A 24,959-nucleotide genomic window follows, 5' to 3' on the forward strand; every position below is an offset into this window, starting at 1 on the left:
ATGATTAGCTTAATTCCCGGCGACGGGGTAGGAAAAGAATTAGCCAAGCTCTTAATCCGACTCTTTAAGGACTTGCAAATTCCCCTTTCCTTTGATATCCAAGAAGCCGGCAAGGAAGAATATGAAAAGCACGGAGTCTATTTACCCGACAGCCTCTTCCGGAGTCTGGAAAAAAACAAGGTCGCCATTAAGGGCCCCATGACCACCCCCATTGGGGAGGGCTTTCGGTCTTTAAATGTCCAACTCCGTAAAAAATACGACCTCTACACCAATATCCGGCCCATTAAGGAACTGGGCCCCTGGAAGAATCCAGATTGCCCCATTGACCTGGTTATCTTTCGGGAAAATACCGAGGACCTCTACCGGGGTGTAGAAGAAATGGTTTCAGACACTGAAGCCCACTCCATTAAAATCATCACCTACCAAGGATCCAGACGGTTGATTAAACGGGCCTTTGACTATGCCTTGGACCACGGCTATCCCAAGGTGACCCTGGTTACCAAGGCCAATATTATGAAATTTACCGACGGCCTCTTTCTTAAAGCCGGCCGGGACCTGGCCAAGGACTATCCCTCTATTGAATTGGAAGAAGTCCTGGTGGACAACATGGCCATGCAATTGGTTTTAAACCCCTACCAATTCAATGTCATTGCCACAGAAAACCTCTATGGAGATATCCTGTCAGACCTTTCCGCTGGATTAATCGGAGGCCTGGGCCTGGTTCCTGGAGCTAACATCGGGGATGACATGGCCATCTTTGAATCCGTCCATGGAACTGCTCCCGACCTGGCAGGCAAGGACCTGGTCAATCCCACAGCCTTTTTCCTATCTGCCTGTATGATGCTGGATTATTTGGACATGGGCGACTATGCTGGGTCTATCCGTCAAGGCCTGGACCTCCTCCTATCCAAGAAGGAAACGTCCACCCAAGACCTGGGAGGACCCCTAAAGGCTTCAGAGTTTACCGACCTCTTAATCCAAAAGGTCAAGGAGATTAAGCATGGATAAGAAAAATACCAACCGTCTAAAACGCTATGCCCGGGTCATTGAAAAAAGGGCCTATATTGACCCCAAATACTATGAAGACCACAATATCAAACGGGGTCTAAGAAATAAAAATGGCACCGGGGTCCTGGTAGGGGTTACCGGGGTGGCCGACGTTGTGGGTTATGGTTATGAAAATGGGCAAAAGATTCCGGCTCCCGGCCGCCTGGACTACCGGGGCTATTCTGTAGCCGAAATTTTACAAGGAGCCCAAGAAAGTCAAAGACATGCCTTTGAAGAAGTTTCCTACCTCCTGCTTTTTGGTCAACTTCCCACACAAGAAGACCTGGACATCTACCACGAAACCCTTTGGTCCTTAACCAGCCTGCCGGGAGGCTATCTGGAAGATGTCATTTTAAAGACAGCCAATAAAAACCTCATGAATAAGATTATGCAGTCAGTCCTCTCCCTCTATTCCTATGACCCAGACCCAGATAATACAGAGATTTTCAATGTCTTAAAACAATCCCTGGGCCTGATTGCCAAGATGCCCATGATTTTAGCCTACTGCTATGCGGCCAAACGCCACTATGTAGACGAGGCCTCCCTGATTATCCACCGTCCCCTGGAGGACTATGACCCGGCAGAAAACCTCCTCCATATGATTCGTCCGGATTCTTCTTTTACAGCTGAGGAAGCCCAAATCCTAGATGCTCTTATGGTCCTCCATGCAGAGCATGGTGGAGGGAACAACTCCGCCTTTGCCACCCATGTGGTATCCTCCTCGGGAACAGACTCCTACAGTGCCATTACCACTGCCCTGGGATCCTTGAAGGGACCTAGACATGGTGGAGCCAACCTTATGGTGGACTCCATGGTGGCAGACTTAAAGGCCAAGACTTCCAATTGGACCAAGCCTAGCCAGGTTAAAAGATACCTGGAGGCCGTCTTGGACCAAAGGGCCTTTGACCGGTCCGGCCTCATCTACGGTCTGGGCCATGCCGTCTACACCCTAAGCGACCCCCGGGCCCTCCTTTTGAAAGAAAGAGCAAAAAGCCTGGCCCAATCCAAGAATTGCCTGGAAGAATACCAGCTCATTGAAAATATTGAAGAGATTGGTGGGGTCTTAATTGCCGATAAATTTTCCCTATCCCATCCAGCTCCAGCCAATGTGGACCTTTACTCCGGTTTAATCTTCCACCTTTTAGGAATTCCCCGAGACCTCTTTACCCCTATTTTTGCCCTGTCTCGAACCACCGGTTGGTGTGCCCACCGCTTGGAACAAGTCCTGGACAAAAAAATTATGCGACCAGCCTACCTAACCCTCAACCAACCCCAAAACTACCTTCCTATGGAAGACCGTTAATCCTCCTGTCCATCTTGACTTATCCCCTTAAATTCAATATACTTTTAATTTAGATATGAAGGAGGTATCATGGAAGAACAAGCAAAAAATTTGGCCAAGTCTACAGCCGCCATTATCATCTTTTCCCTTTTAGGTAAATTTTTCGGCCTAGGCCGGGAAACCTTAATTGCCTACCAATATGGGTCCGGTATGGAAAAGGCTGCCTGGACTGTTGCCCAATCGTCGACAGGCTTGATGAGTGCTTTGATTACAGAGGCCATCGCCACAACCTTTATCCCACAATTACAAAAAGTCCACCTCAACGAGGGTCCCGGGGCCAAGGACAAGTTTACATCCAACATGATTTCCGTTTGCCTGGTTGTAGCCATTGCAGTAGCAAGTCTCGGTATCATCTTTGCCCCGACCATTGCCAACATCACCGGTGGAGGCTTCGATCCTGAAACCAAGGCCCTGACCGTTGTTTTAATCCGCTACTCCATGCCCTTGATTATTTTTGCAGCCACCGTGGGAATTTTTACCGGCTACCTGCAATTTAACAACCTCTTTGCTGCAGCGGGAGCGGTCAACCTGCCCTATAATATTGTCTATATCATCTACTTAATCTTTTTAGCTCCTATTTTTGGCATCAAGGGCCTAGCCGCCATTTCCGTCTTGGCCGTCCTATCCCAGGTTTTATTTTTAGTCCCTTCCATTTTAAAAGCAGACTTCCACTTTAAACCCATCCTGAACTTCAAGGACAAGTACACCCAACAGGCCTTGATCCTGGCCATGCCGGTTTTGGTTTCTGTTTCTATTAACAACATCAACACCATCTTTAACAAGTACCTGGCAACAGGCTTGGGAAATGCTGCCGTCAGCCGGCTGGACTATGCCAACAAGATTAACCTGGTCATCTTGGGAATTTTCATCACAGCTATTACCTCTGTGGTTTTCCCGGCCATGAGTCGGGCCTTTGCCGAAAAAAATTATCTCCTGGGCAAGCAAATCATGAACGGGTCAGTCAAAAGCGTTCTTTTAATTACTGTCCCTTCTGCCATTGGCATGGCCGTTTTGGCCCGACCCATTATCGAAATTGCCCTCCAATACGGGGCCTTTACTCCAGAAGATACCTTGGAAACAGCCAAGGTCCTGGTCTTCTACTCCCCAGTCCTGGTCTTTTTGTCTATTAATAATGTCCTGAACCGGGTCTTCTTTTCCATCCAGGATACTAAGACCCCCTTCTATATCGGCATTTGCAACGTGGTCATTAACGTCAGCCTCAACCTTTTAGTGGTTAACATCTTGGGAGTACGGGGTCTAGCCGGTAGTGTTACCGTAGCTACAGCTGTAGCCTGTGCTTTGCGCTTTATCATCCTGAGAAAACGCATTGGCCACTTGGGCATGTCTTCCTACCTCCGGGCTATTATCAAAACCTGCCTGGCAGGACTTATTATGGGAATCTTTGCCTCTGTTGCCTTCTTCCCCTTGGAAATGGTCCTGGCTGGCTTTTTAGCCGGAGCCAAACTCCGTCTGGCCAAGTTGGTCCTCTTACTTCTTGTTGCCCTATGTTCAGCCTTCCTCTACGGCCTTATCCTCTACTTCCTAGGCTTTAGAGAAGTCAAGGACATCGTCCACCTGGTCAACAGCAAATTGGAAGCCCGGAAGAAAAGAAAATCTTTAAATTAAAAAAATTAGAACCCTTCGGGGTTCTTTTTTTATGGCTATTTTCCAAAATCCTTCCTTTCAATTTTACTTTAAACGCTATTTATTTATTGATATTCAATAAATAAATATTGACTTTCAATAAATACGCTGTATAATATACTTAAGCTTTATCCCATTGAACTTTTCGAGGTGACTTATGAAAAAATTTAGAGTTTACTTTATTGGGGCCCTTTTAATCCTGGCCATAGTCCTTTGCTTGGGCCTGGCCTATGGAGGCTACAAGTTTTCCTACCTTGTCCTATCCATGACCCCCCAATTTTACAACATGCACATCCCCATGTTGGTCCTGTGTGAAGCCATGGTCCTTTGCCTGGTCATTGGCCTGGTTTTTGGTTTTTTGGCCCTTGAAAGTTATGGCCGGGACCAAATCTTTGACCGGAAGATGCTCTTCTATCTCCAAGGAACTTCTTTGTCCTTTGTGGGAATTTGCATCCTGGCAGTCTTGGCCATTGTCTTTACAAACTTCAACCTGGACGGGTCCATTACTAACCTAGCCTTTATGGGCCTCTTTCTCCTGGCCCTGCTTTTGAACCAGGTCTTTTTACTCCTGGCTGACCTAATCCGGCAAGGTATGACCCTAAAAGAAGAAAACGACTTAACAATATGAGGTGACTATGGGAAAAATAATTGTTGATCTAGATGTTGCCTTGGCTAAAAAGAAAATGACCCTGACAGAGCTTTCTGACCAAGTGGGCATCAGCCTATCCAACCTATCCATTTTAAAAACCAACAAGGCCAAGGCCATCCGCTTTTCCACCCTATCGGAGATTTGCCGGGTCCTGTCTTGCGATGTTGGAGACCTGTTACGCTATGAGGAGGATGAAGATGACGAAAAAAACCTATAAACGATGCCTTCTAATCATGATTCTTATAGGCCTTTGCCTGGTCCCTGTCCTTTACGCCCAGTCGGACCACCGGCCCCAGGCCGTCAAGGAAGTGGCCTATGAGTTTAAGATCCACCTGTCTAAGGATGTGAAGCGTTTAAAGGAAATGTACAAGGAACCAGACTTTCACGGAGATGGCGAAGCGGGAATCCTCCTGTCTGCCAAGGCAGAAGAAATTAAGTTCATAGAAGGCCAGCTAAGCCCCTATGAGGTGGATAAAAATTCCAAGGAGTTTGAAGCTATTGAAGGCTGCTTAACAGCTTTGAACCGTCGGGGCTTTCTACCAGGCTTAAGTGAAATCAGCCGGGCCTACTTTAAGCAAACCACCGACTACCGCTATGGAAACTTCATTGGCCTGCTGATTGATGAAAAGACCAATAAAATTTTATATGTCCGCTGTGACACTTGATGGTAAAACCAGCCACCTAAAAGCATAATCATAACCACCGGCTTAGCCGGTGGTTTGTTCTGCCCCTATAAGGGGCTGTTACCGGCAGCATTCCATGCTTTGAATTTTCTTACTCGTGCACCAATTTTCACAGCTAGTGCTAAAGCACTTTATTTCTTGCTTTTGTTCACCGGCTCACCCGTAAACGGGTCTATAAATTCTTTCATACTGATTTGATCTGCCATGTAATCTTCTTTCAGCTGGTTTTTGATATAATCTTGTATTTTTTTTGCATTTTTTCCAGCTGTATCTACATAGTATCCTCGACACCAAAAATGTCTATTTCCGTACTTATACTTTAGGTTTGCATGACGATCAAAAATAATCAAGCTACTTTTTCCTTTTAAATACCCCATGATTTGGGATATGCTATATTTTGGTGGAATCTCCAACAACATATGGATATGATTGGGGCAACACTCTGCTTCAATAATGTTGATCTCTTTTCTTTCGCATAAATCTCGTAATATCTTTCCTATATCTTGCTTTAGGTTTCCATAGATAATTTGTCTCCTATATTTCGGAGCAAATACTATATGATACTTACAATTCCAAGATGTATGTGATAAACTATTTTTATCCATGTGGATGCCTCCCTTTTCTAAATATGCTACTGCCAGTAACTTATTTAGTATATCATGGGAGGCTTTTTTACTTGAAGCTAAAGCTTATTTTCCTACCACCAGCATAGCTGGTGGTTTTTTCATGCTAAAGCGTACAACAAAATCGAGTAAGCGAAATGCTTACTCGATTAGGTCCAACTTTATGGGGTCACTCTAGTCCCAGGGGATCATTTTTATTTGTCTAATTTTGCCTTGAAGTCTTCATAGGCTTTTTCTGCTTCTTCCTTGGTCAATCCATAGCGTTCTTGGATTTTTCCCTTTAGAATTTGAGTATCACCCTTGATTTCATTCCAGTCATCCTTGGTCAGCTTGCCCCATTCTTTTTCTGCGCTTCCCTTTAATTGTTCCCATTTTCCTAAAAGTAAATCCTTATTCATCATAATCCTCCTTAAAACAAGTAGACGGTTAAGAGACCTTGAATCAAACCAATTCCAGCCCCCATAACCAGGCCAACCCATTCAATCGCCCTCAATTCCTTGGCGGCAATTTGCAGGGTCAATTCTTCCAACTGCTCTAAATCCAAGGCATTAATCTTTTCTTCAATTAATGCTCCAACATCGACCTTGTTTCGAATGTGGTCTTCAGCCAGGGCCCTGACCTCATTGAAAAGTTTAGAACTTTCCTTGTCCATCTTGTCTTCAACGGTGACTAAAATCTTGTTTTGAATACCTAGGGGCAAGAAGGCAATTTTTTCCAAGACAATTTTTTGGATTTTTTGAATTAATATCTCTCTAAATCTTTCTTCATCTTCATCGCTGATGATTTGGGAAACCAAATCATCCTGACTTAAAAGTTCACTGGCCACCATGGACCCAATACTTTGGGCCACGTCAAACCGCCTTTTGGGAATGAGACCCTGGATAGAGAAGGGACCCACCTTTACCGGCCGAATGGGCCGAAAGAGGCTCTTAATGGCCAGGACATTGGTTAGATATCCTATAAGGCCACTAATGGCTACCACCAGCAGAACTTGTAAAAATTTCATTGCATCACCTATCTAATAGATACCCCATAAATCTTTCTTAACACTCTGGACCAGAAGAAATTTCCTTCAGGCCCACCCGGCCTCTTTCCTTGTCGATTTCAATGACTTCTACAGAAAGGGTCATCCCTACCTTATAGGCCTTGCTGGGATCAAAAGCCTGGTAGGCTCTCCGGTCCTTGGGGGCATTTAATAATTTCGACCTGTGCACCAGGCCATCTTCCTTGATTCCAATATCTACAAAGACACCAAAATTGACAACATTGCGGATGGGGCCTTGGAATTGCATTCCCAGTTCCAAATCGTCCAGACCCATGGCCCCCTTACGAAGAGAAACTTGGTCCAATTGGTCCCGAGGGTCTCGTCCTGGAGCCTTTAATTCTTCCTTGATATCCTCCAGGGTATAGGTCATATCGGCTTCCCTTGCCATTTCCTTGGCCTGGTCTTCCTTGCCCTCTAAAAGAAGTTGGGCCAGGGGATAGGATTCGGGATGGACAGCCGTTTGGTCCAGGATGTTTTCTGCATCCACAATCCGCAAAAATCCTGCCGATTGTTGGAAGCTGGCTGGTCCCATTCCCTTGACTTCCTTGAGTTCTTTTCTGGAATGGAAGGGGCCCTTTTCCTCCCGGTACTTGACAATTTCCTTGGCCAGCTTGGGTCCAATCCCCGCCACATAGGACAAGAGGGGAACAGAAGCTGTATTGGGGTCTACCCCCACCCGGTTTACACTATCTTGGACCACCCCTTGCAGGGTGCCTTCCAATTCTTGCTTGGGCAGGTCATGTTGGTATTGGCCCACACCAATATGCCTGGGTTCAATCTTAACCAATTCTGCCAGAGGGTCTTGGAGGCGGCGGCCAATGGAAATGGCTCCCCTAACCGTTACATCCAGGTCAGGAAATTCTTCCGCTCCCAACTTGGAGGCACTGTAAATAGATGCTCCTGCCTCATTAGTAATGGCATAGGTCATGTCCAGATGGTTGTCTTGGATCAAGTCACTCATAAATTGCTCCGTCTCCCGAGAGGCCGTTCCATTACCAATGGAGGCCACTTGGAGGCCGTACTTTTTAATCAGCCCGAGGATTTCTTTTTCCCCGGCCTCTTTTTCTCGGTCAGACTTGGTAACATAGATAACGGTATGGTCCAGGACCTTTCCATATTCATCCAAGGCAGCAACCTTGCATCCAGTCCGATAGCCTGGGTCCATGGCCAGGACCCGGTTGTTTTTCAGAGGTTGCATGAGTAAAAGGGGCTTTAAGTTTTTTGCAAAGACATCTATAGCGTCCTTTTGGGCTCTTTCTGTTAGGTCGTTTCGGATTTCCCTTTCAATAGAAGGATAGACCAGACGGTCCAAGCCATCTTTCAGGGCTTCTTCCTGCTTGTCCTTGACCTGGTTGTCCACCAAGGCCATCATGGCCACTTGACCTTCCAAAAGGTCCTTGGGAAAGTTGATTTTGACCTTCAGGGCTTCTTCTTTTTCTCCCCGGTTCAGGGCCAAGACTCGGTGGTTTTGGATCCTCTTAAGGGGTTCTTCCCGGTCGTAGTACATGGCATAGGTGTCGTCACTCTTTTTGCCCTCTTGGCTGGCAATTTGTCCTGTGAGCCGGACAAATTTTTTCACCAGGGTCCGAATTTTTGCATCGTCAGAATAGGCTTCTGCCAGGATGTCCATGCCTCCTTGTAGGGCTTCTTCTGAATCTTCAAAGCCTTCCAGGCAGGTCTTTAAGTCTCTTTCTGTCGCCCCTTCCTTAACCAGGATTTCATAGACAGGACCATAGCCCTTTTCTTTGGCAATGGTGGCCCGGGTCCTACGCTTGGGCCGGTAGGGCCGGTAGATGTCCTCCAGGTCTGTCAAGGTCTTGGCTCCTTCGATGGCCTTGGCCAAGTCTTCATTATAGACTTCTAGGTCCTTGAGTTTTCTTTCAATTTCTTCCTTTTTTTCCTCCAGGGACTTTAGGGCCAGGTAACGGGCATAAAGGGTCCGGAGGTCATCATCACTCATATTGCCGGTTTGCTCTTTTCTATAACGGGCAATAAAGGGGATGGTGTTGTTGTCATTAATCAAATCCAGGGCGGCTTGGACTGATTTTTCTCCTAAATTAAGTTCCTTGGCTAATTCTGCACTAATCTTCATAGGGCCTCCTATTGTTCATAAAGAAAGGACCTTCACGGTGGTTTCCCCCTAAAGATCCTCTCAACTTCTTTCAATTTTCTTTGGATTCTGTGGCAGTTTTTTGTAGGTAGGCGTTGATAAAGGGGTCTAGGTCTCCGTCCATAACCCGGTTTACATCTCCTACCTCTTCTCCCGTCCGGTGGTCTTTGACCATGGTATAGGGTTGAAAAACGTAAGAGCGGATTTGAGATCCCCAGGCAATTTGTGCATAGTTGCCTTGGAGGTCGTCAATCTTTTCTTTTTTCTCTTCTTCTGCCAGGGCAATTAATTTTGCCTTTAACATATTCATGGCTTGTTCTCTGTTTTGGATTTGTGACCGTTCATTTTGACATTGGACTACAATCCCTGTGGGAATATGGGTAATCCGAACAGCGGAATCCGTTGTATTGACGTGCTGACCACCAGCCCCGGAGGACCGGTAGGTGTCAATTTTCAAGTCTTCATCCTTGATGTCTACTTCAATGTCCTCATCCAATTCAGGATAGACGTCTACACTGGAAAAAGAGGTGTGCCGCTTTTTGGCCGCATCAAAGGGGCTGATACGGACTAGGCGGTGGACTCCCTTTTCAGCTTTTAGGTAGCCATAGGCATGGGGACCGGCCATCCGCATGGTTACGGACTTGATCCCTGCTTCATCTTCTGTTAAGAGGTCCAGGGTTTCTACCTTGAAGCCCTTTTTATCTCCATAGCGGCGGTACATCCGGTAGAGCATGTCTGCCCAGTCTTGGGCTTCTGTTCCTCCGGCTCCGGCATGGATGGAGACAATAGCTGCATTGTCGTCGTATTCCCCTGTTAGAAGAGTGGTTAACTTGAAGTTGGCGGCCCGGTCTTGGATGTCTTGGACAGACTCCTTGAATTGGTCGTAAAAGGCAAAATCCTCTTCTTCTTCCATAAGGTCAATCATGACTTCTGCTTCTTCAATGTCTTCCATCAGCTGGTCATAGGTGTCGATTTTTTCCTTGTATTGGTTTTGCTTTTTAATTAACTTTTGCGCCGCTTGAGAATCGTCCCAAAAACCTGGTTGAAAGGTTTCTTTTTCGATTTCCTTTTCTTCAGCCTTTAAAGAGTCAATGTCTATGGATGCCCCAAGTTCTAAAACCAGATTTTTTGCCTTGTCTAAGCCGTCTTTATCTAGATAGATGTTTTGCTCCATAGGACCTCCTTAAGCATTTTTTCCGTGACAATTCTTATATTTCTTTCCACTTCCACAAGGACAGGGGTCATTTCGACCAACTTTTTCGTTCTTGCGGACATAGGGTTTTTGCTTGCCATCATCAGGATTGACTGTTTCTACTTCCTTGGCCACCCGAACCCGGTGGACATTTTCAGGATTGTAGACATGGAAGAGCATCTTAACAGTATCTTCCCGGATAGTTTCATTCATGGCTTCAAACATATCGAAACCTTCGTTTTGGTAGGCCCGGGCTGGGTCTACTTGGCCTACTGCTCTTAGGCCAATTCCTTGACGGAGTTGGTCCATGGCATCGATGTGGTCCATCCATTTTTGGTCCACTACTTGGAGGAGGACAACTCGTTCTACTTCTCTAAACTTATCGGAACCAAATTCTTCTTCCTTGGCTTGGTAGCGGTCAAAGGCCTTTTGGCGAATGGCTTCTTTTAAGTCTTGGATGGAATCTTTTTCGTGGCCTGATAGCTCATTTTCTTCGAAGCCGAAAGTTTCAATTAAGCTGTTTAAGAGGCCTTGACGGTCTAGGTTTTTATGGCCGTGCTCGTCAGGCTTGTTGTAGAAGTCTACCAGGCTGTCTACAAGGCCTGTTACCATGTTTAAGATGTCGTCTTTTAAGTTTTGTCCTTCCAAGACCTTGCGACGTTCTCCATAGATGACTTGTCTTTGCTTGTTCATAACGTCGTCATATTGGAGGACGTTTTTCCGGATGGAGAAGTTATTTCCTTCTACCTTTCTTTGAGCAGATTCAATTAAACGGGTTAAAATCTTGTGCTCAATGGGTTCATCCGGTGGAGTATCAATAGAGGCCATGACCTTTTTAAAGCGGTCTCCGGCAAAAAGACGAATCAGATCATCGTCTCCAGAAATATAGAAACGGGTGGAACCTGGGTCTCCTTGCCGACCGGCCCGACCCCTTAATTGGTTGTCAATCCGTCTGGACTCATGGCGTTCAGTCCCGATAATGTGGAGACCACCTGCTTGGATGACCTTCTTTTCTTCCTCATCGGTGCCTTCTTTAAAGCGAGCCAGTTCTTCTTGGTAGAGTTTACGAGCTTCAATTACTTCTTGGTCTTCTGTATCAAAGAAGGAGTCTACTAGTTCAAGAGTGGCTTCAGAAATACCTTGTTTAAGCAGTTCTTTTTTTGCCATGAATTCTGGGTTTCCACCCAAGACAATATCTGTACCACGACCGGCCATGTTGGTGGCAATGGTAACGGCCCCATAGCGACCTGCTTGGGCTACGATTTCAGACTCTTGCTTGTGTTTTTTCGCATTTAGGACTTGGTGCTTGATGCCTCGTCTCTTTAAATACTTACTTAATAGTTCTGATTTTTCAATGGAAATGGTCCCTACCAGGATGGGTTGGCCTGTTTCATGTCGTTTGACAATTTCTTCTGTAACAGCTTGGAATTTAGATTCTTCATCCTTGTAGATGGCGTCATTCATGTCCTTCCGGATAACGGGTTTGTTGGTTGGAATTTCAATAACGTCAATCTTGTAAATTTCCCGGAATTCTTCTTCTTCTGTCTTGGCTGTCCCAGTCATCCCAGCTAGCTTGTCATACATCCTAAAGAAGTTTTGGAAGGTAACTGTTGCTAGGGTCTTGGATTCTGCCTTGACTTCAATGGCTTCCTTGGCTTCAATAGCTTGGTGGAGTCCATCTGAATAGCGCCGTCCATACATTAAACGACCAGTAAATTCATCCACGATGATGATTTCATTTTCTTGGACTACATAGTCGATGTCCCTCTTCATATTTCCTTGGGCCTTAAGGGCTTGGTTGATATGGTGGGCCAATTCCATGTTTTCCATGTCGGACAAGTTGTCGATGCCAAAATAGCTTTCTGCCTTGGCAGTCCCCTTGTCAGTCAGGGTTGAGGTCTTTTGTTTTTCGTCAATGACATAGTCTACAGTTTCTTCGGTAAATTCCCGGTTGAAGATGTCTGCTCTTTCTTCATCTTGAGACTTAACCCGGCTGGTTAGGGTGTTGACAAAGTCTCTTGCCCGGATGTAGAGGTCTGTGGATTCATCCCCTTGGCCTGAAATAATCAAAGGAGTTCTAGCTTCATCAATTAAGATGGAGTCCACTTCGTCCACGATACAATAGTGGAGGTCTCTTTGAACCATTTCTTCCTTGTAGATGACCATGTTATCTCTTAGGTAGTCAAAACCGAATTCATTGTTGGTCCCGTAAGTAATGTCTGCATTGTAGGCAGCCTTTCTTTCCTCTGGTGTCATATCATGGAGGATACAACCTACAGACAGGCCTAGGAATTCATAGATTTTACCCATCCATTCCCGGTCCCGGTTGGCCAGGTAGTCATTGACTGTAACTACATGGACACCCCTACCTTCCAGGGCATTTAAATAAGCCGGTAGGGTAGCTACCAGGGTCTTACCTTCCCCGGTCTTCATTTCCGCAATCCGTCCTTGGTGGAGGATAATCCCCCCAATAATTTGAACTTCAAAGTGCTTCATGCCCAAAACCCGCCATGCTGCTTCTCGAACCACAGCAAAGGCTTCCGGTAGGATATGGTCTAGATCTTCCCCATCCTTTTGGACCCGTTTTTTGAATTCTTCTGTTTTTGCCTTTAATTGGTCATCGGTTAAACCTTGCATTTCTCGGTCTAAGCTGATGACTTTTTTTACTAAAGGCTGAATTTTTTTAATTTCTCGGTCTGAATAAGAACCGAACAACGTATCAAATAGTCCCACGCCTTTTCACCTTTCCTCATTTATCTTTATTTTTATTCAAGCCATTTCATATTTCTTAAAAATCTTCAACTATCTTATTATATCATATTCAATGGCTTTATTCATTGAATTATCAAGCTTTTTAGAAGTTTTTCCAAGAAATTAGATGAATCTTTGCCATCTCACTTTTTCATAAAAAAATGAGCCCTCCATGGCTCAGATAGTCATTTTTGGAGATAGACAACTTGCAAAGCCTAACCCTCTTCTTGCAATCCTACTGAGCTAGTCCTATCAAGGTCTTTACATTGTATTTATTTAACCACACCCTGGGCCTGGGGTCAAGACTTTTCTTGTCCTTAGCCAGCTTTCTGGGGTTTTCCTTTTTGCCAGAAAATTTCAGCTGGCTTCTTTCAAGATTTTTTCTAAAAAAATAGTTTTTTTACTGGACAAGTTCTATTTTCTAAGATATAATAATGTGGATTGGGGAATTAGCTCAGTTGGGAGAGCGTCTGGCTGGCAGCCAGAAGGTCAGGGGTTCAAGTCCCCTATTCTCCACCATAATCATAACCACCCGTAAAACGGGTGGTTTGATCACGGGCTATAAGCCCAAGTATTACCAACCAGCGTCTCAAGGCGCTGGTTTTCACTTTGTTCAAACCTTATTGTTTTTGCCTCTTTAGCCTGCCCTTAAAGGGCTTTACTTCATCTTCTCTTGAATGGATCTTCGTATTCTTTTACACTTAATTTATCCATTGCTATGTCGTGTTGCTCTTGCTCTCTTATATACTTTGCTATTGTTTGTTCATTCAATCCTACCGTACTTACATAATATCCCTCTGCCCAAAAATGTCTGTTTCCAAATTTGTATTTTAGGTTTGCATGCTTGTCAAACATCATTAGTGCACTTTTTCCTTTCAAGTATCCCATGAAACTTGACACTGATATTTTTGGGGGAATACTAACTAGCATATGCACATGGTCTGGCATTAAATGTCCTTCTATTATTTCGACTCCTTTATATTTGCATAATGTTCTAAATATTTCTCCCAAACTGTCTCGGTATTGATTAAAAACAATTTTTCGTCTATACTTTGGTGTAAAGACAATATGATATTTACACATCCATTTTGTGTGTGATAATGAATTTGCCTTTTGAACCATTTAAATCACCTCTTCATTATTTTAGGTCTGAACAACTCTATTATAATACTGAGGTGATTTTTTGGTATAACCTTTGTTTCCTACCCGCATAGCGGGTAGTTTTTTGTTTCGCACGCGTTGCGTGCTCAACTGACTAAAGTCATCAATAAAGAAAAGTCGGACGAGAGTCCGACTTTTTTGTGTTTAAACCCTCAGCATCTTAGAGTGACCCCATAAAGTTGGACCTAATCGAGTAAGCATTTCGCTTACTCGATTTTGTTTTTACATAACATTCGTTCTATGCGGATTGCATGCGTTCACGGTATTGCTTTGGACTTAGACCTCCTAACTTTTCTTTGATTCGATCTTCGTTGTAGTAACGGATATATTGCTCAATTGCCTGCACCAGTTCTTCACGACTACGGTAATTGTGGCCATAGTAGATTTCTCTTTTCAATAGGCTAAAGAAGTTTTCCATAGGTGCATTGTCATAGCAGTTGCCTTTTCTTGACATACTTTGGAAAATATGATGTTTTTCTAACATGGCTTGGTATGCGGTCATTTGATAACCCCAACCACGATCGGAGTGAAAGGTCCGTCGATAAGGACAGGCCTTTGTTCGCTCAATGGCTACTTCTAAACCTTGCAGCATGGTGACTCCATTGGGCTGATCGGATAGGACGTAACTGATGATTTCCAGGTTGTACATGTCCATGTAGGGGTCGAGATAGAGTTTCTTTGTTTGAAGTTTCCCGGTCTTATCTTCTTCATAGTATTTAAATTCTGTGGTGTCTGTGGTAATTTTTTGCAAGGGGATGCTGGTATTGAACCGGCGGTTGATTCGGTTTTTCTTGATTTTCCCCACGACGCCTTTGTAGGAATTGTACTTCTTGTATTTCTTACCATAGGAGTGGACTTGAAGACCCATGTCTTGGACCAATCGTTGCACTTTCTTTTTGTTCACCACCTGGCCCCGGTTCTTTAATTCCAGATGAATGCGGCGATAACCATAGTCTTTGTGTTGGCTCCGAATGACAAGGATTTCGTCTTTTAAGGATTGATCCTTGTCTTCTTCGGACCATTTTTTCTGCCAATACATAAAGGTGGACTTTGGGAAATGGATGGCGGCAAGAATCTCTATTAGTTGGAATTGTTCTCGGAGTTTGGAGACAATCTTCGCCTTTTGTTCATTGCTTCTTCTTTCTCCAAACTCCTGAGCTGTTCCCAGAACATCTTTTGAATGGTAAGTTTCCGATTTTCTGCCTCTAATTCTTTGATACGATTTTCCAATGCTTCGCGTGTGGAGGCGTCGATGGATTCGCTTTTCTTTACAGTTTTTGGTGGTTGGTTGTGGTTATTTTTCTTTGTCACAGGTCTCCCTCGCTTATGCGGGAGCAGCCCCTCGATGCCCTTCTCTCGGTACTGTCTTCGCCAATTGACAATCATGGACGGATTCGTCAAACCGAGTTCGAGGGCAAGTTGTCGGTAGCTGCATTCGCTCGTTTCATAGCGTGTAATAGCTTCTAACTTAAACTCTACACTATACGCACGATTATTTCTAGAGCGCATTAAGCCTTCATCGCCATAATTTTTGTAATTGCTAATCCATAGCCTGAGAACGGACTTCTCGATTTGGTATTTCATTACTAAGGCTTGATAACTTGTTTTACCACACAAGTACTCCTCGACGATTTTCTTCTTCAATTCGTAACTGTATTTTGCCATTAAAAGACCCCCAAAGGTTGGATTTCTTGGTCCAACTTTTGGGGGTCAGTGCATCTTGCCTGAGTTAAAGAAAATTGTAAAAAATCTGAGATAAATTGTGTTTGTAAAAATTTATTGTATACCATTTTTTATGGTAATGGTTATCAACAAGGAGAGAAAATATGAAAAAAATAAGTGCGAATATTTTAGACGGCAAATTTGAGCATTTGGTGGATGAGGATAATTTACAAATAACCCACCTACAAATCAAAAAAGGCGAAGAAATACCAAGTCACAAGTCAGATAAAAGTGCAGTAGTTGTAATTTATAAGGGCAAGGTAGATTTTAAGGAAGAGAACGGAAACCAGATAATAATCCCAGGTGATATAATCACAATGGATTCTAATGAAATCCATGCTCTTAAGGCTCTTGAGGATAGTGATTTGATGGTTATAAAAGTAAGAATTTAAGAATATATTTAGCTAAGATAGGCAGGTGGTTATTTTATCAACCTGCCTTTAATTTTTATATATTTAAGCAAAAATTTGGGGCATTATAATTTGGGGCATTATATATGGAAAAAGACTTAGTTTTATTGAAACTACAGAGTTTTTATGTTTTATAAGGCTAATTATCTTATTTTAGAAAGATATCGTGCTTGAAGATTATTTTATGGAGATGTAAGACGGTATTATTGTTGGATTTTAAACAAAAATGGAAAACCTAAAACGAGAAAAGTAGAGCTAACAACAAGGTAGAAATAAAAAAATGAACTATGATTTAGGAGAATCTTTTGAAACTGAAGATAACTACAAAAAATTCATGAATGATATTAGCAAGTACGCTAAGATAAAATCGCTAAACAGATATATCCTAAATCAAGTTATAGATAAGATATATGTCTATGACAAGGAAGAAATAGACGGACAAATCAGCCAAAAGATTGAAATTCATTAGAAGTTTATAGGTAAATTAAATTGACCACTTCGAACTACTCACCAGAGTTTGACAGACAGGTGTTCTTACAGTAAAATTAATTTTAATATTTATCGTTTAAATTATGTAACAAATGAGGGAGAGACATGGAGAAAAAAGAGTTAATTAGAGAGATTGAAAGGCTAAAATTAGAGAAAGATGCTTTAATTTTAGCCCACTATTATGTTGATGGAGACTTGCAAGAAATTGCAGATTTTGTCGGAGATTCTTATGCCCTTGCAAAAAAGGCTGTATCTAGTCAAAAGAAGAGAATTGTATTTTGTGGAGTTAAGTTTATGGGAGAAAGTGCCAAGCTTTTAAATCCCGATAAAGAGGTATTTTTGGTAGACAAAGATGCCCTTTGCCCCATGGCAGAGATGATTACTGGTAAGGACATAGAAGCATACCGGAAGAAATATCCAGACCTTTGTGTGGTAACCTATATCAATTCTACAGCAGAAACTAAGGCCCATTCCGATGTTTGCATTACATCATCCAATGCCTTGAAAATCGTCAAAAAGATTCAGGCAGACAACATCCTCTTATGTCCAGATAAAAACTTGGGAACCTATATCAAGTCCCAACTTGAAGAGGACTTAAAAGATAAGAATGTCATTATCCATGATGGATATTGCCATGTTCATGAAGATTTTACCTATGAAGCCATTCAAGAAGCCAAGGAGAAACACCCCAATGCCCCTGTTTTGGCCCATCCTGAAATTAATCCAGCCTGCTATGACCTAGCAGACTATATTGGGTCTACCAGTGGTATTTTAAAAGAAGCCCGAGAAAGAGAAGAAGAAGAATTTATCATCTGTACCGAAAAGGGTATCCTTCACCAACTACAAAAAGATAGTCCCAATAAAAAGTTTTATTTCACAGACCTCGAACAGCTTTGCCATGATATGAAGAAGTTGAATCTTGAAAAGCTTAGGGATTGTTTAAGAGATGACTTGAATGAAGTCTTTTTGGATGAAGACATTATGGAAAAAGCCAGCCAGCCTCTTAAAAAGATGCTTGAAATGGCGGAATAAGATGGACGACGAAAGACAAAAGTTAAAAAATAAATACCATGTAATTATAGTAGGCACAGGCGCAGCAGGGTTGTTCTGTGCCTTAGCTTTAGACCCAAAGCTTTCCATTCTGCTGGTTACAAAAAAGGGTATCAAGGATTGCAACTCCTACCTGGCCCAAGGAGGCATGTGCGTCTTAAGAAATCTGGATGACTTTAACGATTTTATGGCCGATACACTTAAGGCTGGCCACTATGAAAATCGAGAAGAATCTGTCCGAACCATGATTCTACGGTCCAGGGATATTTTGCAGAAACTCTTGGATTATCATGTAGACTTTGATCGAGATGGCCAAGACCTTTCCTATACTCGAGAAGGGGGCCATGGCAAGCGGCGAATTGTCCATTGTAAGGACGAAACTGGCAAGGCCATTGTGGAAAAGCTTGTGGACCAAGTTTTGGAAAGAAAAAATATCCAGGTTCTTGAAAATACAGAAATGGTGGACTTGATGATTAAGGATGAAGCCTGCTACGGGGTCTGTCTTGACCTCCACCAAGGAGGGGGTTCAAACAAGGGCATCCAGCCTGTTTTTGCCGATTCTACAATTTTAGCAACAGGGGGGATTGGGGGGCTCTATGAAAACTCCACCAACTTTCCCCATATCAAGGGAGATGCCCTGGGCATTTTAAGAAACTACCAGGTAAAAACAGACCACCTGAACTACATCCAGTTCCATCCAACTACACTTTTTGTAGAGGAGAAAGATGGTCGGAGGCGATTGATGACAGAGGCCCTAAGAGGAGAAGGAGCCTACCTATTAGACAGCCATGGAGATCGCTTTACAGATGAGCTTAAACCTAGAGATATCGTAACAGGAGCCATTCGTCAGCTTATGGAAAAGGAAAACAGCAACCATGTTTACCTATCCATGGCCCACCTGGATGCAAATCGGGTTAAGGACCGCTTCCCTTATATCTATGCTATGTGCCAAGAGCGGGGCTATGACCTGACCAAGGACCCCATTCCCATTGTTCCGGCCCAACACTACCATATGGGAGGGATTGATGTGGACCAAAAGAGTCGGACCTCCATAGACCACCTCTATGCCGTGGGAGAATGTGCCTGTAATGGGGTCCATGGTAAAAACCGTCTGGCCAGTAATTCCCTCTTGGAGTCCATGGTCTTTGCCCAGATCATTGCCGAAGATATTGGCCCAGGAGACAGGGAAAGTTGGATTTCCCAGGACCTATCCTGGCCCCTGGAAAGGGACTGGGCAGACTTTCGAGAAAAAAACCAAAGGGGCTTAAAAGAGGCCATTGAGAAAAACCAATTGGAGAAATGAGGATCCTATGTATCGATTAGAAAATTACAACCGACATAAAATTGACCAGTGCATTCAAACTGCCTTGGACGAAGATATTATTACAGAAGACCTGTCTACCAATGCCATCTATGATCAGGGTCAAAAAGCCCAGGTAGACCTCTTGGCCAAGGAGGATGGTGTCCTTTGCGGTCGCTATGTCTTTGAAAGAGTTTTTAGCCTTCTTGACTCCCAGGTTCAAGTAGACTGGGCCTTGGAAGAAGGAGCTTGCTTTAAAAAGGGAGACCTTTTGGCTAAGATTTCAGGAGATGTCCGGCCTATCTTAACAGGGGAACGGACAGCCCTAAACTTCCTCCAAAGGCTTTGTGGTGTGGCCAGCTATACCCGGGATATTGTAGACCAATTAGAAGGAAGTGGCATTCGTCTTATGGACACCAGAAAGACAACACCGGGCCTAAGACTCTTGCAAAAATACGCTGTAACAGTTGGAGGTGGAAAAAACCACCGGACCAACCTGTCAGATGTGATTATGTTAAAAGATAACCACATCCAAGCAGCTGGAGGTGTTGGGGAGGCCATTCAAAAGGCCAAGGCCTATGCCCCCTTTGTGCGGACTATTGTGGTGGAAACAGAGAACTTGGACATGGTTCGAGAGGCAGTAGAAAACAAGGCCTCCATTATCATGTTGGACAATATGGACCGAGACCAAATGGAAGAAGCCATTGACCTCATTGACGGCCGGTGTTTTGTAGAAGTCTCCGGCAATGTAACCCGGGAGAGCATTCGGGACCTAAAGGGCTTGAAAATTGACTATATCTCCAGCGGGGCCTTGACTCACTCATCGGGTATTATAGACCTATCTATGAAAAATTTAAGGCTTCTTTAATGGACTATTTCTGTAGTTCCTGGATCCAGGACCAGGACCTGCCCCTATGGGAAAGGGCCTACCAGGTCCTTTTAAAAGAAGCAGATTTTTACCAGGTTATGTTTCCAGAGGGGGAAGAGATAGACCAAAAAGTCTTTCCTCTGGCAAAAGAGCTTATTGAAAGGCCGGGAGTTGAGATAAGTAAGATTGATTTTTTTCCAACAGGGAGCTGGATTTACTATAAGGGTTTTTTAGACCAAGAAGTAGAAGACCTGCTCTTGAAATCCCTAAGAAGTGGCCCTGTCTTTCATATTATCTTTTTAAAGGGAAATCGAAAGATTGCTGAAGAGAATGACTATACAGACTTTTTGCTCTTTGATGAAAACCTAAAGAGAAAGATGCTGGAGGTTTTTTCAGCCTTGGAGACCTATATTGACCAATAAAGGGGGACGACATGTTAAATTATGAAGGAAAAGTTTACCGACCACCCTCTGAGTGGCGGTCTTTAATTGTTCAGGCTACGGTAGGGTGCAGTAACAACACCTGTACATTTTGTGGCATGTACAAGGAGGACCAATTTCATATTAAAGACGAGGAAAGTCTCTTTGAAGAATTAGAAGAGGAGGCCAGGGCCTTTGATGGCTATGAAAAGATCTTTATCGCCGATGGAGATGCCCTCTGTCTTTCAACAGACCGCCTTCTTCGGCTGATGGCCAAGTTACGGGAGCTTTTCCCTTTTTGCCAAAGAATTGGGGCCTATGCAACAGCTTTAGATGTCAACCGAAAGAGCCGTGAAGACTTGAAGAGTCTTAAAGAAGCCGGCTTAGGGATTCTTTACATTGGCTTGGAGACAGGCTCTAATGAACTTTTGGAAAAAATCAAAAAGAACATGAGGGTGGAAGACTATCTAGCGGCCAGTGAAAAACTTCACCAAGTAGGCATTGCCCAAAGTGTAACTTTAATCACCGGCTTGGCCGGGGCTGGACAAAGCGTCCAATACGCCCAGGAAACTGCCCAGGTTGTTAGCCAAATGAACCCAGACTATGTCTCCTACCTAACCTTGATGTTAGACGAAGGATCTGAACTTTTAGAAGACTATCACCAAGGGCGCTTTCAACCGGCAGGGCCTGGTGAGGCTTTGGAGGAAATTTATGTCTTTTTAAACCACTTTACCGGGAAAGGGCCCTGTATTTTTCGGTCCAACCATGCTTCTAACTACCTGTCCCTAGCCGGGACCCTTCCAGGGGACCTAGACAGGCTAAAGGGACAAATTCTGCAAACCATTCAAGGAGAAAACTACAAGGACGAAGTCTTTCGTCGCCTATAAAAAGCTTCCGGAGACCTGGGAGCTTTTTCTCCTAAAAGTATTTACTATTCAGACCTTCTAGGATAAGATAATTTTATAGAAATAAAAATGATGGAAGATAAAATTGACTGAATTCATGAGTCACTAAAAATATAAACTTGAAGGATGGAAGAATGACCGACTTAAAAAGAACAATCCAGGAAGGAGTTCCTGCTAAGCAAATTACTATGCTGCACCTGATTGCTTCTCCAGATCCAATCATCTACCAAAAGGTCTTGATTGATCCAAGACAGGCTTTGGGGATTATTACAATGAGTCCTTGGGAAGGAGCTATTATTGCTGCAGATCTGGCAGACAAGGCGGCACCGGTAGAAATAAAACTTGTAGATCGCTTTAAGGGAGTGGTCTTTATCCAAGGAGATCGGGATAGTGTTTATACTGCCTTGGACCAAGTAAGACAGACCTTTGTTAACTCCTATGGCTATACGGTCCCTTCGGTAACAGAAAGTTAAAAAAATTAGATAAGGGAGATGAAAGATGATCCGGCTAGAAGAATCAAATCGACTGATTGAAAAATTTGAAGAAGTCTTAAAAACCCCTTTACAAGCTAAGGGAAAAACCCTTTATACGGGGATTGACTTAGGTACAGCTTATATTGTTTTGGCTGTTTTAGATGAAAAAGGAGAACCTGTTTGTGGGGCCTACCAACCAGCAGATGTAGTTAAGGATGGTATGGTTGTAGACTACATGGGGGCTGTGAAAATTGTTAGAAAGCTTAAGGCTGATTTGGAAGAAAAAATTGGCCAAGAGCTATACCTGGCTGGAGTGGCCATTCCTCCAGGAACGGAAAATATCGATGGTGGTGTGGTTAAAAACGTGGCAGAAGCTGCTGGCTTTGAAGTGGTCCAGGTTCTAGATGAACCTACTGCAGCCAATAAGGTTTTAAAGGTTCAGGATGGGGCTGTGGTGGATATTGGTGGTGGAACTACAGGGATTTCTGTGATTAAAAATGGGGAAGTCGTAAAAGTTATGGATGAAGCCAGTGGTGGTCGACATTTTTCCCTGGTCATTGCTGGAGCCCATAAAATCCCTATTGAAGAAGCGGAAAAAATGAAACAAGACTTTAACCTCCATAAGGAAATTTTTCCCCTAGTTCAACCAGTGGTTAAAAAGATCATCAGCATTATTGAAAAGGCAGTGGAAGGATATGATGTAGATGAGTTAGTTCTAGTAGGAGGAACAGCCCTTTTAACAGGCATTGAAGGCTTTGTTGAAAAGGAAACAGGCTTAAAAACGTCAAAACCTAGCAATCCTATGTTTGTGACTCCCTTGGGGATTGCAGAAGCTTTAATTGAAGGAGAAAAATAATGGATATTCGTTTAATTAAGAGGCCATCCCAGGGAACCCTGGAAATTATAGAAAATCGAAGTAGACTATCTTTTAAGAATAAAAAACCTGGAGCCCTGGGCCTGGTTCAAGGCAAGGTAGTTGAAATGGTTTGTGCAGCAGATATTGCAGAAAAAGCTTCAGGCGTAGAAGTGGGGGATGTCCGGGGGTCTTGCCCACAAAACTTCATAATCTTAGCTATTGTGGGAGAGATGGCTGATGTTAGTGAAGCTTTAAGACAAATCCAAGCTGGAATAGACGAAATGAAAAATTTTTAAGCTAAGAAAAAGATGGTCAAGGATTTTATGACCGTCTTTTTTATGCCTAAGATGGTTAAATTACTAGAAAAATACCAAAAAAAGAGACTGGAAAAGTCAACTGAAAAAGGAAAAATGAACTATGATAAGAGCAATTCCCTTGCAATGAAATCTATTTCCTAATATAATAGTTACTGTCTTTGTTTTTTTGCAAGGAAAATTTTGTGAAAAAAGAGTCTTTTTACATATGAGAAAAGACTCTTTTTTCCTGGACTCATAGACGAGTTAATTGAATTTGAATCTATTTGGAGGTATTTTTTGAAAATTTTCAAAAACATTTTAAAGTTTAGTCCTGTAGCAGTTCTAGCCTGGTTATTACTGGCAGGGAAGGGCTACAATGAAGCTGGAAGTTTAGAAGGATTTGACATGTTAATTGCAGGTCCTATGGCCTTTCTATATGCGGGTTTGGTGGCCTTTATTACAGAAGGTATTAAACCAAAAGAAATTGTGGACATTGCCGTGGAGAGCGTTCAAGAGATTGAAGTGGTCTTTTTTATTTTAATGTTGGCCTATGCCATGGCAGGAGTCTTTATGTCTACAGGTGTTGGGGCAGCCATTGTAAATGCTGCTTTAAAAGTAGGAATTAGTGCAAGGATAATTGCACCCTTGAGCCTTGTAGTTACTGGAATTTTATCTGTAGCCACAGGAACAAGCTGGGGAACTTTTGCTGCTTGTGCTCCTATTTTTTTATGGCTAAACCATATTGTAGCTGGCAATATGCTTTTAACCCTATGTGCTGTTACTGGGGGGGCTTGCTTTGGAGATAACTTGGGCTTGATTTCAGATACTACTGTAGTAAGTTCTGGAATTCAAAATGTAGAAATTATTGACCGAATCCGCCACCAAGGGATTTGGGCCGTAGGAAGTTTAGTCCTAGCCGTAGTTTTATTTTACTTAGCCTCTGCAGGGCTACCAACCCATTCAGCTTCAGGTGCAGAAGCCTATTCCAATATTCCACAAAAAACTTTAGACTTTTTAGCTCTTGAAAGACCCGATGCCCTTTCTTTATTACAACAAGTAAGAGATGGTGTGCCGGCCTATATGATGATTCCGTTAATTTTGGTTATTGTAGTGGCTATTTTAGGGGTACAAACTATTTTCTGCCTATCTGTAGGAATTATAGCAGCCTTATTTTTAGGTTTAAAGGCCGGAACAGTAGTTTCTATTCCAGTTTTCTTAGAAGAAATTGTTCAAGTAGGATTTGCTGAAGCAGGGGCTTGGGTTGTCGTTATGATGATGTGGATTTCCGCTTTTGGTGGTGTCATGAACCATATGAAGGCCTTTGATCCCTTGGCAAAACTTGTTTTAAGAATGAGTACGAAGGTGCGTCACCTGATGACTTGGAATGCCGTTTTATCCATGGCAGGAAATGCCCTTTTAGCCGATGAAATGGCCCAAATTGTTACGGTTGGCCCTATTATTCGGGAACTTGTAGATAAAAACATCGAAGGATCTGAAAAAGATATGTATACTCTACGCCTAAGAAATGCAACCTTCTCCAGTGCCCTAGGAGTTTTTGGGGCTCAAATGATTCCCTGGCACGTTTATATTGCCTACTATGTAGGGATAGCCAATGCTGTTTACCCTCTAGCAGATTTTAAGGCTACTGATTTTATTAAGTACAATTTTATGGGCTTTGTGGCCATTATTTCCTTAGTCGGTTTAACCTTTACAGGCCTAGACCGATTCATTCCCTTCTTTAAACTACCTAGTGAACCAGATGTACGTCTAAAAAAACAAGCTGAATCATAACCACCCGTAAAACGGGTGGTTTGATCACGGGCTATAAGCCCAAGGATTACCAACCAGCGTCTCAAGGCGCTGGTTTTCACTTTGTTCAAACCTTATTGTTTTTGCCTCTTTAGCTAGCCCTGAAAGGGCTTTG

General features: G+C 43.3%; 26 protein-coding genes and 1 tRNA gene. 18 read left to right on the forward strand and 9 right to left on the reverse strand.

Going from position 1 to position 24,959, the window contains the following annotated elements; all coding sequences use genetic code 11:
• The 6 genes from CS898_RS01885 (at window position 1) to CS898_RS01910 (ending at window position 5,347) form a co-directional block, all read left to right on the forward strand.
• The gene (locus CS898_RS01885) at window positions 1-1,008 is read left to right on the forward strand and encodes an isocitrate/isopropylmalate dehydrogenase family protein (RefSeq protein ID WP_099207905.1); all 1,008 of its coding nucleotides are present in this window, start codon (window positions 1-3) and stop codon (window positions 1,006-1,008) included.
• On the forward strand, window positions 1,001-2,350 hold the full coding sequence (locus CS898_RS01890; RefSeq protein ID WP_099207906.1) for a citrate synthase: 1,350 nt from the start codon (window positions 1,001-1,003) through the stop codon (window positions 2,348-2,350). The genes CS898_RS01885 and CS898_RS01890 overlap by 8 nt, the downstream gene beginning before the upstream one ends.
• A gap of 69 nt (window positions 2,351-2,419) precedes the next feature.
• Entirely contained in the window at window positions 2,420-4,015 is a 1,596-nt protein-coding gene (gene murJ / locus CS898_RS01895) for a murein biosynthesis integral membrane protein MurJ (protein ID WP_009431643.1), read from the forward strand.
• A 175-nt stretch (window positions 4,016-4,190) separates the two neighbouring features.
• Window positions 4,191-4,661 carry a DUF2975 domain-containing protein gene (locus CS898_RS01900; RefSeq protein ID WP_099207907.1) on the forward strand — a complete coding sequence of 157 codons (471 nt, stop codon included), beginning with the start codon at window positions 4,191-4,193 and terminating at the stop codon, window positions 4,659-4,661.
• 7 nt (window positions 4,662-4,668) lie between these two features.
• Window positions 4,669-4,899, forward strand: coding sequence for a helix-turn-helix domain-containing protein (locus CS898_RS01905; RefSeq protein ID WP_054254182.1), 231 nt, complete (start codon window positions 4,669-4,671; stop codon window positions 4,897-4,899).
• Window positions 4,880-5,347, forward strand: coding sequence for a hypothetical protein (locus CS898_RS01910; RefSeq protein WP_099207908.1), 468 nt, complete (start codon window positions 4,880-4,882; stop codon window positions 5,345-5,347). The genes CS898_RS01905 and CS898_RS01910 overlap by 20 nt, the downstream gene beginning before the upstream one ends.
• Window positions 5,348-5,496: 149 nt before the next feature.
• Here CS898_RS01910 and tnpA (CS898_RS01915) read toward each other — a convergent pair whose 3' ends face one another.
• From tnpA (CS898_RS01915) to secA, 6 genes are all read right to left on the reverse strand, one after another.
• Window positions 5,497-5,970 carry an IS200/IS605 family transposase gene (tnpA, locus tag CS898_RS01915; RefSeq protein WP_099207909.1) on the reverse strand — a complete coding sequence of 158 codons (474 nt, stop codon included), beginning with the start codon at window positions 5,968-5,970 and terminating at the stop codon, window positions 5,497-5,499.
• A gap of 212 nt (window positions 5,971-6,182) precedes the next feature.
• The gene (locus CS898_RS01920; RefSeq protein WP_099207910.1) at window positions 6,183-6,386 is read right to left on the reverse strand and encodes a CsbD family protein; all 204 of its coding nucleotides are present in this window, start codon (window positions 6,384-6,386) and stop codon (window positions 6,183-6,185) included.
• A gap of 11 nt (window positions 6,387-6,397) precedes the next feature.
• Window positions 6,398-6,994 carry a DUF445 domain-containing protein gene (locus tag CS898_RS01925; protein WP_099207911.1) on the reverse strand — a complete coding sequence of 199 codons (597 nt, stop codon included), beginning with the start codon at window positions 6,992-6,994 and terminating at the stop codon, window positions 6,398-6,400.
• Window positions 6,995-7,031: 37 nt separating this feature from the next.
• Window positions 7,032-9,125, reverse strand: a complete 2,094-nt coding sequence (locus tag CS898_RS01930) for a helix-hairpin-helix domain-containing protein (RefSeq protein WP_099207912.1) — start codon at window positions 9,123-9,125, stop codon at window positions 7,032-7,034.
• Window positions 9,126-9,195: 70 nt separating this feature from the next.
• Window positions 9,196-10,317: a peptide chain release factor 2 gene (gene prfB, locus CS898_RS01935; protein WP_034437655.1), complete on the reverse strand. Its 1,122-nt coding sequence runs from the start codon at window positions 10,315-10,317 to the stop codon at window positions 9,196-9,198.
• A 9-nt stretch (window positions 10,318-10,326) separates the two neighbouring features.
• The gene (secA, locus tag CS898_RS01940) at window positions 10,327-13,068 is read right to left on the reverse strand and encodes a preprotein translocase subunit SecA (RefSeq protein ID WP_034437657.1); all 2,742 of its coding nucleotides are present in this window, start codon (window positions 13,066-13,068) and stop codon (window positions 10,327-10,329) included.
• 461 nt (window positions 13,069-13,529) lie between these two features.
• Between secA and CS898_RS01945 the strand changes: the two genes are divergently transcribed.
• Window positions 13,530-13,605 (forward strand) — tRNA-Ala (locus tag CS898_RS01945).
• A gap of 144 nt (window positions 13,606-13,749) precedes the next feature.
• Here CS898_RS01945 and tnpA (CS898_RS01955) read toward each other — a convergent pair.
• The 3 genes from tnpA (CS898_RS01955) to CS898_RS09960 form a co-directional block, all read right to left on the reverse strand.
• Window positions 13,750-14,208: an IS200/IS605 family transposase gene (tnpA, locus tag CS898_RS01955; RefSeq protein WP_009430075.1), complete on the reverse strand. Its 459-nt coding sequence runs from the start codon at window positions 14,206-14,208 to the stop codon at window positions 13,750-13,752.
• Window positions 14,209-14,485: 277 nt separating this feature from the next.
• Window positions 14,486-15,415: an IS3 family transposase gene (locus CS898_RS01960; RefSeq protein ID WP_234976017.1), complete on the reverse strand. Its 930-nt coding sequence runs from the start codon at window positions 15,413-15,415 to the stop codon at window positions 14,486-14,488.
• Window positions 15,328-15,912, reverse strand: coding sequence for a helix-turn-helix domain-containing protein (locus CS898_RS09960; RefSeq protein WP_234975998.1), 585 nt, complete (start codon window positions 15,910-15,912; stop codon window positions 15,328-15,330). The genes CS898_RS01960 and CS898_RS09960 overlap by 88 nt, the downstream gene beginning before the upstream one ends.
• Before the next feature lie 161 nt (window positions 15,913-16,073).
• On the opposite strand from CS898_RS09960, the gene CS898_RS01965 reads away from it, so the two are divergent.
• The 11 genes from CS898_RS01965 to CS898_RS02015 all read left to right on the forward strand — a co-directional run bounded on the left by CS898_RS01965 (window position 16,074) and on the right by CS898_RS02015 (window position 24,826).
• Window positions 16,074-16,361, forward strand: coding sequence for a cupin domain-containing protein (locus CS898_RS01965; protein ID WP_099207913.1), 288 nt, complete (start codon window positions 16,074-16,076; stop codon window positions 16,359-16,361).
• Between the two features lie 298 nt (window positions 16,362-16,659).
• A complete protein-coding gene (locus CS898_RS01970; RefSeq protein ID WP_234975999.1) occupies window positions 16,660-16,848 on the forward strand; it encodes a DUF4368 domain-containing protein in 189 nt (62 codons plus the stop codon).
• Window positions 16,849-16,973: 125 nt separating this feature from the next.
• Window positions 16,974-17,900: a quinolinate synthase NadA gene (gene nadA / locus CS898_RS01975; protein ID WP_099207914.1), complete on the forward strand. Its 927-nt coding sequence runs from the start codon at window positions 16,974-16,976 to the stop codon at window positions 17,898-17,900.
• Window positions 17,824-19,221: an L-aspartate oxidase gene (locus tag CS898_RS01980; protein WP_234976000.1), complete on the forward strand. Its 1,398-nt coding sequence runs from the start codon at window positions 17,824-17,826 to the stop codon at window positions 19,219-19,221. The genes nadA and CS898_RS01980 overlap by 77 nt, the downstream gene beginning before the upstream one ends.
• A gap of 7 nt (window positions 19,222-19,228) precedes the next feature.
• Complete coding sequence (nadC, locus tag CS898_RS01985) at window positions 19,229-20,086, forward strand: carboxylating nicotinate-nucleotide diphosphorylase (protein ID WP_099207916.1); 858 nt, start codon at window positions 19,229-19,231, stop codon at window positions 20,084-20,086.
• A complete protein-coding gene (locus CS898_RS01990; protein ID WP_099207917.1) occupies window positions 20,086-20,508 on the forward strand; it encodes a hypothetical protein in 423 nt (140 codons plus the stop codon). Before nadC ends, CS898_RS01990 begins: the two co-directional genes overlap by 1 nt.
• 11 nt (window positions 20,509-20,519) lie before the next feature.
• Complete coding sequence (locus tag CS898_RS01995) at window positions 20,520-21,392, forward strand: radical SAM protein (RefSeq protein ID WP_099207918.1); 873 nt, start codon at window positions 20,520-20,522, stop codon at window positions 21,390-21,392.
• A 152-nt stretch (window positions 21,393-21,544) separates the two neighbouring features.
• On the forward strand, window positions 21,545-21,883 hold the full coding sequence (locus CS898_RS02000) for a BMC domain-containing protein (protein ID WP_099207919.1): 339 nt from the start codon (window positions 21,545-21,547) through the stop codon (window positions 21,881-21,883).
• Window positions 21,884-21,908: 25 nt separating this feature from the next.
• Window positions 21,909-22,739 (forward strand): ethanolamine utilization protein EutJ, encoded by an 831-nt coding sequence (gene eutJ, locus CS898_RS02005; RefSeq protein WP_099207920.1) that lies wholly within the window; start codon window positions 21,909-21,911, stop codon window positions 22,737-22,739.
• Window positions 22,739-23,035: a BMC domain-containing protein gene (locus CS898_RS02010; protein WP_009430634.1), complete on the forward strand. Its 297-nt coding sequence runs from the start codon at window positions 22,739-22,741 to the stop codon at window positions 23,033-23,035. The genes eutJ and CS898_RS02010 overlap by 1 nt, the downstream gene beginning before the upstream one ends.
• A 297-nt stretch (window positions 23,036-23,332) precedes the next feature.
• Window positions 23,333-24,826, forward strand: a complete 1,494-nt coding sequence (locus CS898_RS02015) for a Na+/H+ antiporter NhaC family protein (RefSeq protein ID WP_099207921.1) — start codon at window positions 23,333-23,335, stop codon at window positions 24,824-24,826.
• The last annotated feature ends 133 nt before the right edge of the window (window positions 24,827-24,959 follow it).

Source organism: Urinicoccus timonensis, from assembly GCF_900232945.1.
Lineage (GTDB): Bacteria > Bacillota > Clostridia > Tissierellales > Peptoniphilaceae > Urinicoccus > Urinicoccus timonensis.

Excerpts from the sequence above, each read along its gene's own strand:
- CS898_RS01885 (WP_099207905.1), top strand. The coding sequence starts at position 1 with ATGATTAGCTTAATTCCCGGCGACGGGGTAGGAAAAGAATTAGCCAAG.
- CS898_RS01890 (WP_099207906.1), top strand. The coding sequence starts at position 1,001 with ATGGATAAGAAAAATACCAACCGTCTAAAACGCTATGCCCGGGTCATT.
- murJ (WP_009431643.1), top strand. The coding sequence starts at position 2,420 with ATGGAAGAACAAGCAAAAAATTTGGCCAAGTCTACAGCCGCCATTATC.
- CS898_RS01900 (WP_099207907.1), top strand. The coding sequence starts at position 4,191 with ATGAAAAAATTTAGAGTTTACTTTATTGGGGCCCTTTTAATCCTGGCC.
- CS898_RS01905 (WP_054254182.1), top strand. The coding sequence starts at position 4,669 with ATGGGAAAAATAATTGTTGATCTAGATGTTGCCTTGGCTAAAAAGAAA.
- CS898_RS01910 (WP_099207908.1), top strand. The coding sequence starts at position 4,880 with ATGACGAAAAAAACCTATAAACGATGCCTTCTAATCATGATTCTTATA.
- tnpA (WP_099207909.1), bottom strand. The coding sequence starts at position 5,970 with ATGGATAAAAATAGTTTATCACATACATCTTGGAATTGTAAGTATCAT.
- CS898_RS01920 (WP_099207910.1), bottom strand. The coding sequence starts at position 6,386 with ATGAATAAGGATTTACTTTTAGGAAAATGGGAACAATTAAAGGGAAGC.
- CS898_RS01925 (WP_099207911.1), bottom strand. The coding sequence starts at position 6,994 with ATGAAATTTTTACAAGTTCTGCTGGTGGTAGCCATTAGTGGCCTTATA.
- CS898_RS01930 (WP_099207912.1), bottom strand. The coding sequence starts at position 9,125 with ATGAAGATTAGTGCAGAATTAGCCAAGGAACTTAATTTAGGAGAAAAA.
- prfB (WP_034437655.1), bottom strand. The coding sequence starts at position 10,317 with ATGGAGCAAAACATCTATCTAGATAAAGACGGCTTAGACAAGGCAAAA.
- tnpA (WP_009430075.1), bottom strand. The coding sequence starts at position 14,208 with ATGGTTCAAAAGGCAAATTCATTATCACACACAAAATGGATGTGTAAA.
- CS898_RS09960 (WP_234975998.1), bottom strand. The coding sequence starts at position 15,912 with ATGGCAAAATACAGTTACGAATTGAAGAAGAAAATCGTCGAGGAGTAC.
- CS898_RS01965 (WP_099207913.1), top strand. The coding sequence starts at position 16,074 with ATGAAAAAAATAAGTGCGAATATTTTAGACGGCAAATTTGAGCATTTG.
- CS898_RS01970 (WP_234975999.1), top strand. The coding sequence starts at position 16,660 with ATGAACTATGATTTAGGAGAATCTTTTGAAACTGAAGATAACTACAAA.
- nadA (WP_099207914.1), top strand. The coding sequence starts at position 16,974 with ATGGAGAAAAAAGAGTTAATTAGAGAGATTGAAAGGCTAAAATTAGAG.
- CS898_RS01980 (WP_234976000.1), top strand. The coding sequence starts at position 17,824 with ATGAAGTCTTTTTGGATGAAGACATTATGGAAAAAGCCAGCCAGCCTC.
- nadC (WP_099207916.1), top strand. The coding sequence starts at position 19,229 with ATGTATCGATTAGAAAATTACAACCGACATAAAATTGACCAGTGCATT.
- CS898_RS01990 (WP_099207917.1), top strand. The coding sequence starts at position 20,086 with ATGGACTATTTCTGTAGTTCCTGGATCCAGGACCAGGACCTGCCCCTA.
- CS898_RS01995 (WP_099207918.1), top strand. The coding sequence starts at position 20,520 with ATGTTAAATTATGAAGGAAAAGTTTACCGACCACCCTCTGAGTGGCGG.
- CS898_RS02000 (WP_099207919.1), top strand. The coding sequence starts at position 21,545 with ATGACCGACTTAAAAAGAACAATCCAGGAAGGAGTTCCTGCTAAGCAA.
- eutJ (WP_099207920.1), top strand. The coding sequence starts at position 21,909 with ATGATCCGGCTAGAAGAATCAAATCGACTGATTGAAAAATTTGAAGAA.
- CS898_RS02010 (WP_009430634.1), top strand. The coding sequence starts at position 22,739 with ATGGATATTCGTTTAATTAAGAGGCCATCCCAGGGAACCCTGGAAATT.